The sequence below is a fragment of the Microbacterium sp. GXS0129 genome, from assembly GCF_044769785.1.
Classification (GTDB): Bacteria; Actinomycetota; Actinomycetes; order Actinomycetales; family Microbacteriaceae; genus Microbacterium; species Microbacterium nymphoidis.
This window is the reverse complement of sequence record NZ_JBIZVZ010000002.1, coordinates 225,339-238,340: the sequence shown is the minus strand read 5'-3', so window position 1 is coordinate 238,340 and position 13,002 is coordinate 225,339. Positions and strand designations below refer to the sequence as shown.

General features: G+C 68.3%; 16 protein-coding genes. 5 read left to right on the top strand and 11 right to left on the bottom strand.

Features of this window, described 5'->3' with window-relative positions; genetic code table 11:
- Positions 1 to 6: 6 nt before the first annotated feature.
- Positions 7 to 729, bottom strand: a complete 723-nt coding sequence (gene fabG / locus ACIQJ5_RS07505; protein WP_231090065.1) for a 3-oxoacyl-ACP reductase FabG — start codon at positions 727 to 729, stop codon at positions 7 to 9.
- A 111-nt stretch (positions 730 to 840) separates the two neighbouring features.
- Here fabG and ACIQJ5_RS07500 point away from each other — a divergent pair, with 111 nt between their 5' ends.
- Genes ACIQJ5_RS07500 through ACIQJ5_RS07485 form a run of 4 tightly spaced genes read left to right on the top strand, consistent with a single transcriptional unit; the run spans position 841 to position 3,109 of the window.
- The gene (locus ACIQJ5_RS07500) at positions 841 to 1,557 is read left to right on the top strand and encodes a DUF4190 domain-containing protein (RefSeq protein ID WP_402842486.1); all 717 of its coding nucleotides are present in this window, start codon (positions 841 to 843) and stop codon (positions 1,555 to 1,557) included.
- Positions 1,558 to 1,607: 50 nt separating this feature from the next.
- Complete coding sequence (locus ACIQJ5_RS07495) at positions 1,608 to 1,997, top strand: DUF3099 domain-containing protein (protein WP_402842483.1); 390 nt, start codon at positions 1,608 to 1,610, stop codon at positions 1,995 to 1,997.
- A gap of 3 nt (positions 1,998 to 2,000) precedes the next feature.
- A complete protein-coding gene (locus tag ACIQJ5_RS07490) occupies positions 2,001 to 2,273 on the top strand; it encodes a hypothetical protein (protein ID WP_402842480.1) in 273 nt (90 codons plus the stop codon).
- The gene (locus ACIQJ5_RS07485) at positions 2,273 to 3,109 is read left to right on the top strand and encodes an SURF1 family protein (protein WP_402842477.1); all 837 of its coding nucleotides are present in this window, start codon (positions 2,273 to 2,275) and stop codon (positions 3,107 to 3,109) included. The genes ACIQJ5_RS07490 and ACIQJ5_RS07485 overlap by 1 nt, the downstream gene beginning before the upstream one ends.
- A gap of 62 nt (positions 3,110 to 3,171) precedes the next feature.
- On the opposite strand, the gene ACIQJ5_RS07480 is transcribed toward ACIQJ5_RS07485, so the two are convergent.
- From ACIQJ5_RS07480 to ACIQJ5_RS07465, 4 genes are all read right to left on the bottom strand, one after another.
- Positions 3,172 to 4,770 carry an ABC-F family ATP-binding cassette domain-containing protein gene (locus tag ACIQJ5_RS07480; RefSeq protein WP_402842475.1) on the bottom strand — a complete coding sequence of 533 codons (1,599 nt, stop codon included), beginning with the start codon at positions 4,768 to 4,770 and terminating at the stop codon, positions 3,172 to 3,174.
- Between the two features lie 99 nt (positions 4,771 to 4,869).
- Positions 4,870 to 5,445: an energy-coupling factor transporter transmembrane component T gene (locus tag ACIQJ5_RS07475; RefSeq protein ID WP_402842472.1), complete on the bottom strand. Its 576-nt coding sequence runs from the start codon at positions 5,443 to 5,445 to the stop codon at positions 4,870 to 4,872.
- A complete protein-coding gene (locus ACIQJ5_RS07470) occupies positions 5,442 to 6,155 on the bottom strand; it encodes an energy-coupling factor ABC transporter ATP-binding protein (RefSeq protein ID WP_402842469.1) in 714 nt (237 codons plus the stop codon). The genes ACIQJ5_RS07475 and ACIQJ5_RS07470 overlap by 4 nt, the downstream gene beginning before the upstream one ends.
- Positions 6,152 to 6,748 (bottom strand): biotin transporter BioY, encoded by a 597-nt coding sequence (locus tag ACIQJ5_RS07465; protein WP_402842466.1) that lies wholly within the window; start codon positions 6,746 to 6,748, stop codon positions 6,152 to 6,154. Before ACIQJ5_RS07465 ends, ACIQJ5_RS07470 begins: the two co-directional genes overlap by 4 nt.
- 49 nt (positions 6,749 to 6,797) lie before the next feature.
- Between ACIQJ5_RS07465 and ACIQJ5_RS07460 the strand changes: the two genes are divergently transcribed.
- Positions 6,798 to 7,397 carry a TetR family transcriptional regulator gene (locus tag ACIQJ5_RS07460; protein WP_402842463.1) on the top strand — a complete coding sequence of 200 codons (600 nt, stop codon included), beginning with the start codon at positions 6,798 to 6,800 and terminating at the stop codon, positions 7,395 to 7,397.
- A 260-nt stretch (positions 7,398 to 7,657) separates the two neighbouring features.
- Here the strand turns inward: ACIQJ5_RS07460 and ACIQJ5_RS07455 are convergent, their stop codons facing one another.
- The 6 genes from ACIQJ5_RS07455 to sufD all read right to left on the bottom strand — a co-directional run bounded on the left by ACIQJ5_RS07455 (position 7,658) and on the right by sufD (position 13,001).
- A complete protein-coding gene (locus ACIQJ5_RS07455) occupies positions 7,658 to 9,019 on the bottom strand; it encodes an MFS transporter (protein ID WP_402842460.1) in 1,362 nt (453 codons plus the stop codon).
- Positions 9,016 to 10,167, bottom strand: a complete 1,152-nt coding sequence (locus ACIQJ5_RS07450; RefSeq protein ID WP_402842457.1) for a MalY/PatB family protein — start codon at positions 10,165 to 10,167, stop codon at positions 9,016 to 9,018. Before ACIQJ5_RS07450 ends, ACIQJ5_RS07455 begins: the two co-directional genes overlap by 4 nt.
- Positions 10,168 to 10,384: 217 nt before the next feature.
- The gene (locus ACIQJ5_RS07445) at positions 10,385 to 10,714 is read right to left on the bottom strand and encodes a metal-sulfur cluster assembly factor (protein ID WP_231090041.1); all 330 of its coding nucleotides are present in this window, start codon (positions 10,712 to 10,714) and stop codon (positions 10,385 to 10,387) included.
- A 9-nt stretch (positions 10,715 to 10,723) separates the two neighbouring features.
- On the bottom strand, positions 10,724 to 11,494 hold the full coding sequence (gene sufC, locus ACIQJ5_RS07440) for a Fe-S cluster assembly ATPase SufC (protein ID WP_231090040.1): 771 nt from the start codon (positions 11,492 to 11,494) through the stop codon (positions 10,724 to 10,726).
- Positions 11,494 to 11,823 carry a non-heme iron oxygenase ferredoxin subunit gene (locus ACIQJ5_RS07435; protein WP_402842452.1) on the bottom strand — a complete coding sequence of 110 codons (330 nt, stop codon included), beginning with the start codon at positions 11,821 to 11,823 and terminating at the stop codon, positions 11,494 to 11,496. Before ACIQJ5_RS07435 ends, sufC begins: the two co-directional genes overlap by 1 nt.
- Positions 11,820 to 13,001 (bottom strand): Fe-S cluster assembly protein SufD, encoded by a 1,182-nt coding sequence (sufD, locus tag ACIQJ5_RS07430; protein WP_231090038.1) that lies wholly within the window; start codon positions 12,999 to 13,001, stop codon positions 11,820 to 11,822. The genes ACIQJ5_RS07435 and sufD overlap by 4 nt, the downstream gene beginning before the upstream one ends.
- Position 13,002 lies beyond the last annotated feature (1 nt).

The window sequence follows — 13,002 nt, the reverse complement described above, 5'->3', positions numbered from 1 at the left end:
CGGGAGTCAGTGCCCCATGCCGAGCCCGCCGTCGACGGGGATGACGGCACCGGATATGTAGGCCGCGTCGTCCGAGGCCAGCCACGTCACGACACCCGCCACCTCGTCCGCGGCGGCGAACCGGCCGGCTGGGATGCTGCGCTTGTACTCCGCCTGCGTTTCCTCGGGAAGAGCAGCGGTCATGTCGGTCTCGATGAAGCCCGGCGCCACGACGTTGGCGGTGATGTTGCGCGCGCCGAGCTCCCGCGTCAGGGAACGGGCGAAGCCCACCAACGCACTCTTGGACGCGGCGTAGTTGATCTGCCCGGCGGAGCCGTACAGGCCCACGACCGAGGAGATGAGGATCACGCGACCGTACTTGCGGCGAAGCATGTTCTTCGATGCGCGCTTGACCACGCGGAACGTGCCGCCGAGGTTGGTGCTCACAACGGAGTCGAAGTCATCCTCGCTCATGCGCAGCAGCAGCGTGTCCTTCGTGATCCCCGCATTGGCCACCAGGACATCGATCGGGCCCAGCTTGTCCTCGACCTCGGTGAACGCGGCGTCGACGGCGGCCGCATCGGTGACGTCGGCACGGACTGTCAGCGTGCCCTCCGGTCCCTCCCCAGAGCGGGCGGTGACGGCAACCGCGTAGCCTTCACGCACGAAGCGCTCGGCGATGGCGCGCCCGATGCCCCGGTTTCCGCCGGTCACCAGAACGACGCGTGCGGGAGCGGAATCGGTGGTCATGGAGCCTCCAGAATCATAGGAACGGGCATCCAGCTTATCGGCGCTGGATTGACATCACCGCCCGCCCGGACCACGCTGGAATCCGGCGATCACGCCGCGAAAGGACTTCTCATGAGCACGCCCGACGGCACCAACCCCTACGAGCCGGCCGCACCCAGCGCGCCGACCGACCCCTACGCTGCCGCCGCAGCCACACCGACGGAGCCCTCGGGGGCTCCGGCGGAGCCCTATGGCCAGGCCCCGGCGGCGGACCCGTACGCAGCTCCGGCTGACCCGTACGCCTCCCAGCCCTATGGCCAGGCGCCGGCGGCGGATCCGTACGCAGCCCCGGCGGATCCGTACGCTGCCCAGGCCCCGGCCGCCGATCCGTACGCGGCTCCGGGCTACACGGACCCGTCGGCCGGTCAGGGGTACACCGCACCGACCGCAGACCCTTACGGCCAGGCCCCCACCGGTGGTTACGGTGCACCGGCCGCAGACGCGTACGCCGCATACGGCCAGCCGGCCTACGCCGCACCGGCGTACGGCGCCGCACCCGCGTACGGCTACCCGGCCGCGCCCCAGAACAACACGATGGCGCTGGTCTCGATGATCGCCGGCATCGTCGGCTGGACCGTGGTGCCCTTCCTGGGCTCGATCGTCGCCGTGATCTGCGGTCACATCGCGCGCAAGCAGATCGCTCAGACCCGCGAGGGCGGCTCCGGCATGGCGACCGCCGGTCTCATCATGGGCTACATCGCGATCGGCCTGTGGGCGGTTGTCGCCATCTTCGGCATCATCGCCCTCGTGATCGGGATCGCAGCCGCCAGCTCCTACAGCGGCTATTGATCCGCGCCTACGCCGCCGGTCTGCGATCGGCGGCGTAGGCTGGAGGGGCCGTGAACAAGAACCGCCTCTCCCCCTCCGCGACCTCGCTCCCGCGCTCCCCTCAGGATGAGGCGGCGTCGCGGCTGAAGCGCTATGCCGTGACGATGGGCATTCGCATCGCCTGCTTCCTGCTCATGGTGCTCATCCAGCCCTACGGCTGGTGGACGTGGGTGCTCGCCGCAGGAGCGATCTTCCTGCCCTACATCGCCGTGGTCCGGGCCAACGCCGGCGAGCAGAGTGACGCGCGCACCATCGAGTCCCCCGAGCTGTCTCTGGACGCACCCGCCGAGAAGGCCGCCGAGAGCGACACCACGCCCACGGTCATCCGGCTCACCGAAACGCGTCCCGGCAGTACTCCCGCCGCGGACAGCGACGACTCGGCAGGGACGGCGCCGAGGTGACGAATGCTCGGTGACATCCTCGGCTCACTCGCCGGCGCTCCGGACGCGGACACCTGTTCGCGAGCAGGCTGCTCGGCGGCAGCGAAACACCGCGTCGTCTGGCGGAACCCGCGGATCCACACCGCTGAACGTCAGAAGGTGTGGCTGGCCTGCGATGAGCATGTCGGATACCTGCGCGACTTCCTTGCGGCTCGTGACTTCCCGGTGCGTGTCGAGGCGCATGACAGCGTGAGGACCGAGCCCCTTCCGCCGACCGATGTGAGCGAGTCCGACTGATGCCCAAGAACACCGTCGCCCGTTGGAGCATCTACATCGCGATCGCCATCGTGTTCGCCATCGTCTGCGCGTTCCTGTCCCACTGGCAGTTCGATCGCAACGAGCAGCGCTCGCGCGCGAATCTTCTGATCGAGACCAACTACGACGCCGCGCCCGTGCCGCTTGCGGACCGTCTCCCGAGCGGCGAGGAGTTCGATCCCGCCGACGAGTGGGCACCCGTGCTGCTGACTGGCGAATACCTCACGGACGACACGGTACTGGCCCGCAACCGCCCGCTCGGCGGCACCAGCGCTTTCGAGGTGCTCGTCCCGTTCGCCACCGACGACGGACGGATCATCGTCGTGGATCGTGGCTGGATCCCGCCGGCGGAGGACTCCTCCCCCAGCGCGATCCCGGCGCCCCCGGCCGGCACGGTCACCGTCACCGTCCGCCTGCGTCCCGGCGAGATGCTGCCGCCCTCCGGGCGCGGCGCTCCCGAAGGCCAGGTCCCCACGATCAACCTGCCCGCGGTGGCGGAGGTGAGCGGGCTCGACGTCGAGACCTCGGTCTACGGACTGATGGCGGATGAGAATCCCGGCGTTGCTGAGCGCCCCCATGCACTCGAGAAGCCCACCGAGGATCCCGGTCCCCATCTCAGCTACGCGATCCAGTGGATCCTGTTCGCCATCATGGGGTTCGTCTTCATCTTCTACATGATCCGCACCGAGGTGCGCCATCGCCGCGAGGACGCGGAGGATGCCGCAGCGCTGGCGGAGGGGCGTGCCCCCGTGAAGCGACAGCAGAAGAAGCGGCGCGACCGCGATGCCGAAGAAGAGGACGCGATCCTCTCCGCCTGAGCTGCGGTCCCGCCTCATGAGCACGCCCCCGGTCGAGGACCGGCGGGGCGTTGCCTCCGCGATCAGGCGAGCTCGATGAGGTCCTGATACTCCTGGTTCCAGATGTCCTCGACGCCGTCGGGAAGGATCAGCACGCGCTCCGGATTGAGGGCGGCCACCGCGCCGGGATCGTGCGAGACCAGCACGACCGCGCCCTCGTAGTGTGCCAGTGCTCCGAGGATCTCCTCGCGAGAAGCGGGATCGAGGTTGTTGGTGGGCTCATCCAGCAGCAAGAGGTTCGCACTGGAGACCACGAGGGTGGCCAGCGACAGTCGCGTCTTCTCTCCACCGGAGAGCACTCCGGCGGGCTTGAGGACGTCGTCACCCGTGAACAGGAACGATCCGAGCACCTTGCGCGCCTCGGTGGCGTTGATATCGGGCGCGGCCGACATCATGTTCTCCAGTACCGAGCGGTTGACATCGAGGTTCTCGTGCTCCTGCGCGTAATAACCCACCTTCAGCCCGTGGCCGGGCTCGATGGCACCGGTGTCGGACTTGTCGACGCCCGCCAGGATCCGCAGCAGCGTGGTCTTGCCCGCACCGTTCAGCCCGAGCACCACCACCTTCGAACCGCGGTCGATCGCCAGATCCACATCGGTGAAGATCTCGAGAGATCCGTAGGACTTCGACAGGCCGTTCGCCATGAGCGGGGTCTTGCCGCAGGCCGCCGGCTTCGGGAAGCGCAGCTTCGCCACGCGATCCTCCTGACGGACATCCTCGAGACCGGACAGCAACTTCTCCGCGCGGGCGATCATCTGGTGCGCCGCGGCGGCCTTGGAGGCCTTCGCGCCGAACTTGGCCGCCTGCAGCTGCAACTGCGTCGCCTTCTTCTCGGCGTTGACGCGCTCCTTCTTGCGCCGCTCCTCATCGGCGGCGCGCTGGCGAAGATAGTTCTTCCAGTTCATGTTGTAGACGTCGATCACCTGGCGGTTGGCGTCCAGGTAGAACACCCGGTTCACCGTCTCGCCCACGAGTTCGATGTCGTGGGAAATGACGATCAGGCCGCCCTTGTAGTTCTTCAGGAACTCGCGCAGCCACACCACACTGTCCGCGTCGAGGTGGTTGGTGGGCTCGTCGAGGATCATCGAGTCCGCGTCGGAGAACAGGATGCGGGCGAGCTCGATACGACGCCGCTGACCACCGGAAAGCGTGCTCAGCGGCTGGTCGAGGATGCGGTCCGGAAGGGAAAGGTTGTGAGCGATGGAGGCGGCCTCCGCCTCGGCGGCATATCCTCCCAGCGATTCGAAGCGCTCGGTGAGGTTGCCATACTTGCGCATGGCCTTCTCCGCCACGGCGGCATCCTCCGACGCCATCGCGAGCGTGGCCTCCTTCATCCCCAGCGCGAGGGTTCCGAGCCCACGGGCATCGAGAATGCGGGTACGCGCGAGCATCGACGGGTCACCGGTGCGCGGGTCCTGCGGCAGGTAGCCGAGCTCGCCGCTGCGCGTCACGTTGCCGTCGGCAGGCAGCAGATCACCGGCGAGCACCTTCGTCAGCGTGGTCTTGCCGGCACCGTTTCGCCCGACCAGCCCCACCTTGTCTCCCGGGCTGACACGGAAGGAGACGCCCTCCATCAGCACGCGTGCGCCGACGCGGATCTCGAGGTTCTGCACGGCGAGCACGACGAAGCTCCTTCTGTGAGGGGATGCGGCCGATTGGCCAGCCTCCTACTCTATCGCCTCCGGCTGCACCCGGCCTCCGCGTCCATACTCCGGACAGGGTCAGAGCCCCCGCGCGCTGAGGCTGTCCGCCATCGTGTCGGCGTGCCGCAGCGCGACGACCAGGAGCGGAAGGACGAACCGAAGGCCCGGCCGCAGGCCACGCATGCGCTGGACCTCCCGGATCGTGCGCGCGCGACGCAACAACACGGGGACGGTGGTGATGGTCAGGGACAGCACGAGCGCGACGCGCTCCGGGTCCACCCCGAGCCTGCGCCACGGCCCGAGCACGGCGCGGATGACCGCCATCATCTCCCCCGCAGGCACGGCCGCCCCCACGACCGCCGCGACTGCAAGCAGACCGACGACGCGCGCCGCCGCGACCACCGCCGCTTCGATGCCCGAGAACACCCCGACGGTGACCAGAACGAACACCGACACCATCAGGAGCGACTTCAGCACACCCCGTAGCGGCAGCTGGTGACGAGGCGATCGCCACAACCAGCACAGCCCGGCCACGCCCGCCACCATCGCGAGGACCGCGCCGGCCGCCGGCGGCGACAGCGAGACGAGGAGCGCCAGCAGAGCGAGTGCGGTGAGCAGGCACGCCGCACGTCGCTCTCCTGCCGCCCCTGTCACGACTCGTCCCGCTCGTACTTCGCCACGACATCCTCCGGAGGGCCACTGTCGACGAGCTCTCCGTGGTCGAAGCGAAGTGCGTGATCGCATCGACGAGCCAGCCCAAGGTCGTGCGTCACGAGAACCAGCTGCTCAGCCACCCGCGCCGCACCGCCTGCAGCACCGTCTGCCGCGTCGGAGTCGCCGAGCAGGAGAGCGCCCACGCGCCGCGAATTGCGCAGATCGAGCGGCGTGGTCGGTTCATCGGCGATCAGCACCTGTGGACGACGCACGGCGATGCCGGCGAGGGCCAGCAACTGCTTCTGACCACCAGAGAGCACACTCACGGACCGATCGGCCTGGTCGACCAGCCCATACCGCTCCAGCGCCGTCTCGGCACTGCGCCCGCGCTCCACGCGGGACAGCCCCAGCGCACCGGCGGTGAGGGCGATGTCCTCCCGTGGTGTGGGCATCAGGATCTGCGCGTCCGGGTCGGAGAACACCATTCCGACCGCGCCACGCAGCCGGCGGGAGCGCACGTCGATCCCCATGACACTCGCGGATCCGCGCGACGGCTTCACCAGCCCCGCCAGAACACGCGCGAAGGTGGACTTACCCGATCCGTTCGCGCCGATCACGGCGACCCGACGGTATGGGAGGGTGACCGACACCCCGGTGAGCACGCGGGCGCCGTCCTCGCCGTCGACACCGAGGCCACGGACCTCGATCATGCGTTCGCCGGAACACCCGCGGGGACGTTCGGACGAGGCGAACGCAGAGGCACGAACGCGGCCGGGTATGCGCGCAGAAGCGCCGAGGCCACCGCCGTCGCGGCCGCGGCCTTGATGAGGTCGCCGGGGAGGAACGCGAGGCTCGTGAGCGCGGTCTGAGCTACCGGGACACCGGTGATCAGCGCCTGCAGGGGGATGCCGAGGACGTAGACGCCGAGAATTCCTCCGACGACCGCAGCGAGAGCGAATCGCCACCAGCTGCGCCGCCCCGAATGGGCGATGAGACCGGTGATCACCACACCGGACACCCAGCCGAGGAGGTACCCCACCGTCGGCCCGAAGAACACCCCGAGCCCGCCGCGGCCGCCCGACAGCACCGGCAGGCCGATGGCCGCGAGGAGGATCACGATGCCGACGGCGGCGGCGCCTCGTCGGGCACCCAGCACCAGGCCGGCGAGCATCACGCCCAGTGTCTGCGCGGTGATGGGCACGAGGCCGGGTACGGGGATCGGCCCGATGAGACCGAGCACAATGATGAGCGCGGCGAACACGGTGATGCGGGCGAGATCGCGGGTTTCGAATGGGGTGGACATACTGCCTCCTGAACGCTGTTCATTGAACGGTGTTCACTATAGTGATCACATGCCCTCCGAACGCAACTCGCGGGTGTCGCGCGTCGACCGCGACGCCATCGTTGCCACCGCACTGCGCATCCTGGACGACTTCGGCCTGGCCGACGTGTCGATGCGACGCCTGGCCAGCGAACTCGGCGTTCAGCCCAGCGCGCTCTACTGGCACGTCTCCAACAAGCAGGAGCTGCTCGCCGCCGTCGCCGATCAGATCGTGCCTCCGGCGCCCGTGCTGCTGGGCGAGGACCTCTCCGCTGCCTCGGTCGCCCGACGTCTGCGAAGCGCGTTGCTCGCCCATCGCGACGGCGCCGAGGTCGTGCTGAGCACCTACGCACTCTCACTCGGCACGAGCCCCGCAGCGGCCGCGCTGCAGGCCGCCCTCCGTCCCGCCGTAGCGGCAGAGCTGCGTCCGACGGTGGCAGCGGCGGTACTGCAGTTCGTGCTCGGCAACGCGTCGGTTCTGCAGCAGCGCCTTACCGCCGTGCGTTTCGGCGCGCTGAGCGGAGACGAGCACGTGATGACCGCCGCATCCGACGCGGAGTTCAGAGTGGGGCTGGACGCCATCCTCGCCGGCGTCACCCGGCGAGCAGATCCGCCGACGGCCCGGTCCTGATACGGGATGCGGGATGCGCGATACCGACTGACCGTCAGGACCGTGCGGTCTCGCGGTGAGACGGTCAGCACCGTGCGGCCTCGCGGTGAGACGGTCGGAACGGTGTGGTCTGACGGTCAGGACCGTGCGGTCTCGCGGTGAGACGGTCAGGACCGTGCGGCCTCGCGGTGAGACGGTCGGGACGGTGTGGTCTGACGGTCAGGACCGTGCGGTCGCGCGGTCCCGACCGTCAGGACCGTGCCGTCTCGCCGATGTGACCGTCAGGACCGAGCGACTTCGCGGACGTGACCGAGGCGTGTACCGGGGAGGAACGCGACGAGCGCGAGGATCATGGCGAACGCGAACACGGCGGGGAACCCACCGCCGAGCGCCACGATGAGACCGAACACCGCGATCGCCGATGCCGTGGTCAGAGAATCCGCGATCGTGAGGGACGAGGACACGAATCCCTGAGTCTGCGGCGTGGAGTAGGCCAGGCCCAGCACGCTCAGCCGGGGATACATGAAGCCCATTCCGGCACCCGCTGCGGTCCAGGCGACGATGATCAGCCACGCCGGCGCGGCGACGAGTGAGACCAGCGCCACGGCGCCGATCGATGCCGACAGAATCGTCAGGCCGATCATCGCGGTCCGGAGGTTACCCACCCGGTCTCCGAATCGCCCTTGCAGTTCTGAGCTCAGGGACCACAGGATCGCGCCTCCAGTGAGGCCGAGACCTGCAAGAGTCGGCGTGAAGCCGTAATCCTCGCGCAGGACGTATGGCACGTACACCTCCGCGCCGAGCATCGCTGCGGCGATCAGTCCGCGCATCGACACCACCGCGGGCAAACCCGGACGCGCACGCAGCGTGCCTCGCGGGATGAGCGGTCGCACCACGACGGCGATCAGTACGAGCAGTCCGATGGCGCTCACCAGGAGCACCGGGGCCGGAAGCTCCCAGTCCCCGAGCATGCTGAGTGCCGTCGCCGCCACAGCAACGACGACCGCCGCCGTGATGCGCCCCGCGATGCCGGCGTTGGATGCGAGCTCGGTCGGACCGCCGATCGTGTGCAGGCGCGCGAAGACCATGCCGAAGGCGAGTGCGGTGAGCACCGCGACACCGAGGAACACCCAGCGCCAGTGCAGCTGGTCGGCGACGAAACCTGCGAGGAACGGCCCGATGAGAGAGGGAACCACCCACGCGGCGGAGAAGGCTGCGAACACGCGACCGTGGAGTGCGCCCGGGTAGGCACGCGCCACCACCACATACAGCGCCACGGTCTCACCGCCACCGCCCAGACCCTGAACCAGTCGCCCCAGCACCAGTGTGGGCATCTCGGTTGCGACCCCCGCGATGAGCAGTCCCGCCACGAAGACGATCACCGAGGTCGCAACCGGCCACAGGGGCCGGGCACGGTCGCACCAGATGCCGACGACGATCATTCCGATCACGCTCGCCGCCATCGTTCCGGCGAAAGCCACCGAGTACAGCGAAGCGCCGTCGAGGTCCTCGCTCACGACGGGCATCACCGTCGTCACCGCGAGGGATTCGAAGGCGGCGAGGAAGATGAGCGCTACGGCTCCGGCCGTCGTCCAGACGTAGGTCGGCGACCAGATGGACGCCGGACGCTGCTCGCGGCTCACGCGAGCGAGCCGAGTCGCGCGAACGCGTCCTGCAAAATCTCGGGCGAGGTCGCGAAGTTCACGCGGATGAAGCCGCGGCCCTCGTCGCCGAACGTGGGTCCGGGGTTGACCGCGACCCGCGCGTTCTCCAGGATCCAGTCCGCGGCGTCATCGGCCCAGCCCAGCGGACGCACGTCGATCCAGGCGAGATAGCCCGCATCCGGCACGAGATACCGCGCAGCGGGAAGGTGCTGCTCGACGAGCGAGCCCACCAGCTCGCGGTTCAGATCCAGCCGCGCCCGCACGGCATCCAGCCACGCATCGCTCTCCGGAGCGTAGGCGGCGACCCCAGCGATGACGCCGAACCAGCCCGTCCGCCACTCGACTTCCACCGGAAGCTCGTCGACCACGCGCGTCGTACGGTCCGAAGCGGTCACCATGAGGGCGCATTTGAGACCGGCCAGGTTGTAGGCCTTGCTCGCGCTGGTGACGGTGAAGCCCACCTCCCGCGCATCCTCACTCGCGCTGAGGAAAGGCGTGAACGCCACACCCTCGCGCACCAGCGGTGCGTGGATCTCGTCGCTGATCACGACGGCGCCACGGGTCCGAGCGATCCGTGCGAGTTCGACCAGACTGTCGCGATCGTGCACGGTGCCGGTGGGGTTGTGGGGGTTGCAGAGGAGCATCGCCCGTGCACCGGCGGCAAAGGCCGCGTCGATGCCGGCGAGATCCAGACTCCACCCGTCAGGACCGGAGAGAAGCGGGACGCGCACCACCTCGCCGCCGGCCTCCGGCACGGCGTCGTAAAACGGCGGGTAGACGGGCGGCGTGATGATCACGCCATCGCCGGGTGAGATCACCCCGCGCATGATCTCGACGAGACCCATCACCACATCTGCGGTGGTTCGGACGCGCGCCGGGTCCACCTCCCAGTTGTGACGTCGGGCCGAGAAGTCCGCGAAGGCAGCCTGCAGCGGATGAGCCGGCGGCGTGTAGCCCGTGTCGCCGAGCGCTACGGCCTGCGCCAGAGCCTCGGTGATCGCCGGAGCCAGAGGGAAATCAGACTCGGCCACGAAGAGCGGTAGCACGTCCGCGGGATACTTCGCCCACTTCGTGCTTCCTCGGCGCCGAAGCGTCTCGATCGGCAGAGCGTCGATCGGGTCCGTCATGTCAATTGTCCAATCCGAGCGCGTGGATGAGGGGTGCGGGAGAAGGTGACCGGCGCCGGTCGCGTGGCCTGGAGATCTCTCAGCCGCACCGGGGAACAGCGGCGCCGCTCCTCGAATCTACTCCCCCGCGTAGGGGTACATCGAAGGGCGAACCGCCAGATCGAGACGGACGAGCCCCGGTCAGGCTTCTGACCGGGGCTCGTCCGTCTGTAAGAGATCAGATCGCGAAGCCGAGCGCACGCATCATGTCGCGCCCGTCGTCGGTGATCCGCTCCGGACCCCACGGCGGCATCCACACCCAGTTGATGCGGAACTGCTCGACGACACCGTCCAGCGCTTCACCGGTCTGCGCCTCCAGCACATCCGTCAGCGGGCAGCCGGCGCTCGTGAGCGTCATGTGGATGACCAGAGCGTCGTTCTCCTCGTCCCAGCCCAGATCGTAGATCAGGCCGAGATCGACGACGTTGACGTTGAGCTCAGGGTCCATGACGTCCTTGAGCGCTTCGGTCACCTCGTCGTACTTCTCGGGAGTCAGTGTCGCGGTCATGATTCGACCTTACGCCTCGATGATCTCGCCGGGGGCGAAGAAGCGGTCATAGCCCTCGTTCTCGAGACGCTCGGCCAGCTCCGGGCCACCTTCCTCCGCGACCTTGCCCTTGACCAGCACGTGCACGTGGTCGGGCTTGATGTAGCGGAGGATGCGCGTGTAGTGCGTGATGAGCAGAACACCCATGCCGGTGTTCTCCTTCGCGCGGTTGACGCCCTCGGAGACGATCTTCAGCGCGTCGACGTCCAGACCGGAGTCGGTCTCGTCGAGGATCGCGAACTTCGGCTTGAGCAGCTCGAGCTGGAGGATCTCGTGGCGCTTCTTCTCACCGCCGGAGAAGCCCTCGTTCACGTTGCGCGACGCGAACTTCGGGTCCATGCGCAGGCCCTTCATGGCCTCCTTCACGTCCTTGGTCCACGTGCGGATGGCGGGAGCCTCGCCGTCGATGGCGGTCTTGGCGGTGCGGAGGAAATTGGTCACCGTGACGCCGGGGATCTCCACCGGGTACTGCATCGCGAGGAACAGACCGGCGCGAGCGCGCTCGTCCACCGTCATCTCGAGGACGTCTTCGCCGTCCAGCGTGATGGTGCCGCCGGTGACGGTGTACTTCGGGTGACCGGCGATCGTGTAAGCCAGAGTCGACTTGCCCGAGCCGTTCGGACCCATGATCGCGTGGGTCTCGTTCGTGTTGATCGTGAGCGAGACGCCGTTGAGGATCGGGGTGGTCCCCTCCTCCGTCTCGACGGTCACATGGAGGTCGCGGATCTCGAGAACAGCCATCAGTTGATTTCCTTCTTCACATTCGGATCGATGAGCACGTCGTCGCCGTCGATCACGACGTCGAAAACCGGGACGGGCTCGAAAGCAGGGAGGGTGAGCGGCTTGCCGCTGGTGAGCGAGAAGGCGGAGCCGTGTGCCCAGCACTCGATGGTCTCGCCCTCGACGAACCCGTCCGCCAGCGAGATGTCGCCGTGCGTGCAGGTGTCGCCGATCGCGTGGATCACGTCATCCGCGTCCTTGACGATGCAGATGGCCACATCGTCGATCACGACGCGCAGCGCGGAGTCCTGTTCCAGCTCGCTCACCGAGCAGACGCGGATTGCGGTCACTTGTCCGCTCCGCGATCCAGCTCCACCGTGATGGCGTCGAAGAGCTCCTGCTCCAGGGACTCGATGCCGATCTTCTGGACGATCTCGCCCAGGAAGCCGACGACCACCAGACGACGGGCCTCTTCCTCGTCGATGCCGCGAGCCTGCAGGTAGAACAGCTGCTCGTCGTCGAAGCGCCCGGTGGCCGATGCGTGACCGGCGCCCTGGATGTCCCCGGTCTCGATCTCGAGGTTCGGGATCGAGTCGGCACGCGCGCCGGTGGTGAGCACCAGGTTGCGGTTGGCCTCGTAGGAGTCGGTGCCCACGGCGTCGGGGCCGATCAGAACGTCTCCCACCCACACCGTGCGGGCGGTCTCGCCCTGCAGCGCGCTCTTGTAGAGCACGTCACCCGTGGTGTGCGGACCCTTGTGGTGCAGGTACACCTGGCTCTCCAGGTGCTCACCGGGATCGGCAAAGGACACGCCGAACAGCTTGCCCTCGGACCCGGCGCCCGACAGCTCGACCGACGGGTTCACCCGCACGAGGCTGCCGCTGAGGCTGGCGACGATGTGCGTGAGCGTGGCGTCCTTGTCGACGCGGGCCTGGTGGGCCGCGACGTGGACGGCGTCGTCATCCCAGCGCTGCACCGAAACCACGGTCAGGTCGGAGCCGTCGCGAGCGATGATCTCGACGTTCTGGGCGTACTGGGCAGAGCCCTTGTGGTCCAGGACGACTGTGCCGCGCGCATTGGCGCCCGCCTCGATCACGATGTGACCGAAAGCACGCTTTTCTGCACCGGTGCCGAGCACGGGCAGGACGAGAGGAGCATCCAGCTCTTCTCCCGCGGGAATGCTGAGGTGGATGACGCCGGGTGCCTGCTTGAAAGCGATGGCGGCCATCCGGTCCTCGGGGCGGAAGAACTCGTCGCCGCTCGCGACCTCGTCGGCGGACAGGTGCGCCTCGACGCCGTCGAGGTCGTACTGCACGGCGCCCTCATCACCCGGCTCGTCCACCAGCAGACCGCGGAGGCGGTCCACCGGTGTGTGCAGGAAATTCACCTCACGCCCGGTGGGCATGGGCAGCTCGTCCGGGATGAACGAGGTGGGGCGCTCGGAGCGCGTCTGGACGGGTACGAAGGGTCCGTCGCTGTGCGCGAGGGAACCCGGCACCACCTGGGGTGCCTCAGTGTTGGTCGTCATC

Bases quoted from the DNA above. Each gene is read 5' to 3' on its own strand.
- ACIQJ5_RS07450 (WP_402842457.1), bottom strand. From the start codon at position 10,167: ATGACGGACCCGATCGACGCTCTGCCGATCGAGACGCTTCGGCGCCGA.
- ACIQJ5_RS07445 (WP_231090041.1), bottom strand. From the start codon at position 10,714: ATGACCGCGACACTGACTCCCGAGAAGTACGACGAGGTGACCGAAGCG.
- ACIQJ5_RS07490 (WP_402842480.1), top strand. From the start codon at position 2,001: ATGCTCGGTGACATCCTCGGCTCACTCGCCGGCGCTCCGGACGCGGAC.
- sufD (WP_231090038.1), bottom strand. From the start codon at position 13,001: ATGACGACCAACACTGAGGCACCCCAGGTGGTGCCGGGTTCCCTCGCG.
- ACIQJ5_RS07485 (WP_402842477.1), top strand. From the start codon at position 2,273: ATGCCCAAGAACACCGTCGCCCGTTGGAGCATCTACATCGCGATCGCC.
- ACIQJ5_RS07500 (WP_402842486.1), top strand. From the start codon at position 841: ATGAGCACGCCCGACGGCACCAACCCCTACGAGCCGGCCGCACCCAGC.
- sufC (WP_231090040.1), bottom strand. From the start codon at position 11,494: ATGGCTGTTCTCGAGATCCGCGACCTCCATGTGACCGTCGAGACGGAG.
- fabG (WP_231090065.1), bottom strand. From the start codon at position 729: ATGACCACCGATTCCGCTCCCGCACGCGTCGTTCTGGTGACCGGCGGA.
- ACIQJ5_RS07460 (WP_402842463.1), top strand. From the start codon at position 6,798: ATGCCCTCCGAACGCAACTCGCGGGTGTCGCGCGTCGACCGCGACGCC.
- ACIQJ5_RS07465 (WP_402842466.1), bottom strand. From the start codon at position 6,748: ATGTCCACCCCATTCGAAACCCGCGATCTCGCCCGCATCACCGTGTTC.
- ACIQJ5_RS07470 (WP_402842469.1), bottom strand. From the start codon at position 6,155: ATGATCGAGGTCCGTGGCCTCGGTGTCGACGGCGAGGACGGCGCCCGC.